Annotated in this window: 1 tRNA gene and 2 rRNA genes (1 of these 3 cut by a window edge); all 3 read right to left on the bottom strand. The window is 57.4% G+C overall.

From position 1 onward, the window contains the following. Positions 1-246: 246 nt before the first annotated feature. Positions 247-323, bottom strand: a tRNA-Met gene (locus PV773_RS25020). Positions 324-596: 273 nt separating this feature from the next. Beyond that, positions 597-711: ribosomal RNA gene (rrf, locus tag PV773_RS25025) — 5S ribosomal RNA — on the bottom strand. A gap of 195 nt (positions 712-906) precedes the next feature. Then, positions 907-2,500 (bottom strand): 23S ribosomal RNA (locus PV773_RS25030); it runs 1,217 nt beyond the window's last position.

Consider the following 2,500-nt stretch of genomic DNA (forward strand, 5'->3'; position numbering starts at 1 on the left):
GCCCGGAAGGTCGCCCAGGTGACCGAGGCGCTCAACCATCCGGCCGACCGGCCGCAAGCCGCTGAGGCGCTGCGATCGCTGATCGAGAAGCTCGTGCTGACGGCCGGCGCTCAGCGCGGCGGGATTTTTGCCACGTGACGCTGCACGGCGAACTGGGCACGATCCTGGCCTGGACGGAGCGGCAGGGTGTTGGCTCTGCGAACAAAAACACTCCCGGAGCTGGGCTCGCGGGAGTGTCTTCATCTTTGGTTGCGGGGGTTGGATTTGAACCAACGACCTTCAGGTTATGAGCCTGACGAGCTACCGGGCTGCTCCACCCCGCGCCATTTTGAGCCTGTCCTGGCGACTTCGGACCTTTTGTGCCGGTGCCTTGAAGCGTTGTCCCTGAAGAAGGGGGCTTCAGCGGTCCGGAGGGGCTGCTCGACCCCGCGTTGAACATTTTGGCCTTTTTTCCTCGTTCATGTAGGGGTTTTTCCCACATTTTGCGAGGGTTTCGCCAACAGAAAGGGCCGCCCAATCCTTGCGAGACTGGCGGCCCGTTGGTCCCGTTGGCGGGCCATTTATCGTAATGAGAAGATTTTACATGCCCTTGGCAGACCTGGCAGCGACTTACTCTCCCGCGTCTTGAGACGAAGTACCATCAGCGCTGGAGCGTTTCACGGCCGAGTTCGGAATGGGATCGGGTGCAGCCGCTCCGCCATAACCACCAGGTCGGCAAAAGGCATGTAATCGAGAAGCTGCAGGCTTAGCCTGTTTTTTTGTGCCGCGATCCGACCTCCGGGCAAAGCCCGCAAGGTCGACCGACCGTCGGCGCTTGTGCGCCGCGCCCGCGCAGCGCCGCCCGAAGGGCGGAACAAGCGTGAGCGACAACTGGCATCGCTTTAGCGATGAACATAAGGAATGAGAACGATCAAGCCTATCGAACTATTAGTACCGGTAAGCTTCATGCGTTGCCGCACTTCCACACCCGGCCTATCAACGTGGTCGTCTTCCACGGTTCTCAGGGAATACTCGTTTTAAGGTGGGTTTCCCGCTTAGATGCCTTCAGCGGTTATCCCGTCCGGATATAGCTACCCTGCTATGCGGCTGGCGCCACAACAGGTCCACCAGAGATCCGTCCATCCCGGTCCTCTCGTACTAGGGACAGATCCTTTCAATATTCCTACACCCACGGCAGATAGGGACCGAACTGTCTCACGACGTTCTGAACCCAACTCACGTACCGCTTTAAATGGCGAACAGCCATACCCTTGGGACCTGCTCCAGCCCCAGGATGCGATGAGTCGACATCGAGGTGCCAAACAACCCCGTCGATATGGACTCTTGGGGGTCATCAGCCTGTTATCCCCGGCGTACCTTTTATCCGTTGAGCGATGGCCCTTCCACACGGGACCACCGGATCACTATGACCGACTTTCGTCTCTGCTCGACTTGTCAGTCTCGCAGTCAGGCAGGCTTATGCCATTGCACTCAGCGAACGATTTCCGACCGTTCTGAGCCCACCATCGCGCGCCTCCGTTACTCTTTAGGAGGCGACCGCCCCAGTCAAACTACCCACCATACATTGTCCCGGACCCGGATAACGGGCCGCGGTTAGACATCCATAGAGATAAGGGTGGTATTTCAAGGGTGGCTCCACCAAGGCTGGCGCCCTGGCTTCAAAGCCTACCACCTATCCTACACATGCCACTACGAATGCCAATGTAAAGCTATAGTAAAGGTGCACGGGGTCTTTCCGTCTAACCGCAGGAACCCCGCATCTTCACGGGGAATTCAATTTCACTGAGTCTATGCTGGAGACAGCGGGGAAGTCGTTACGCCATTCGTGCAGGTCGGAACTTACCCGACAAGGAATTTCGCTACCTTAGGACCGTTATAGTTACGGCCGCCGTTTACTGGGGCTTCGATTCAAAGCTTGCACCTCTCCTCTTAACCTTCCAGCACCGGGCAGGCGTCAGACCCTATACGTCGCCTTGCGGCTTCGCAGAGCCCTGTGTTTTTGATAAACAGTCGCTACCCCCTGGTCTGTGCCACCCTCCCATGGTTGCCCATGAAAGGGTCACGCTTCTTCCGAAGTTACGCGTGCAATTTGCCGAGTTCCTTCAGCATAGTTCTCTCAAGCGCCTTGGTATACTCTACCAGTCCACCAGTGTCGGTTTCGGGTACGGTCTATAAGTGGGAGCTATTTCCTGGAACCGCTCCGCTGCCGGGATCAATCCGATAAGACCCGACAACTTGTGCGATCCGTCACTACCCACAGGCCCACGAATATTAACGTGGTTCCCATCGTCTACGCATTTCTGCCTCGACTTAGGGGCCGGCTAACCCTGCTCAGATTAACTTTAAGCAGGAACCCTTGGACTTTCGGCGGGGGAGTCTCTCACTCCCCTTACGTTACTCATGTCAGCATTCGCACTTCTGATACCTCCACCGCCCCTCGCAGGTACGGCTTCACTGGCTTACAGAACGCTCCGCTACCGCTTGCAGCAAGCTGCAAACC

This window comes from Mesorhizobium sp. CC13, from assembly GCF_039907765.1.
Taxonomy (GTDB): Bacteria; Pseudomonadota; Alphaproteobacteria; order Rhizobiales; family Rhizobiaceae; genus Aminobacter.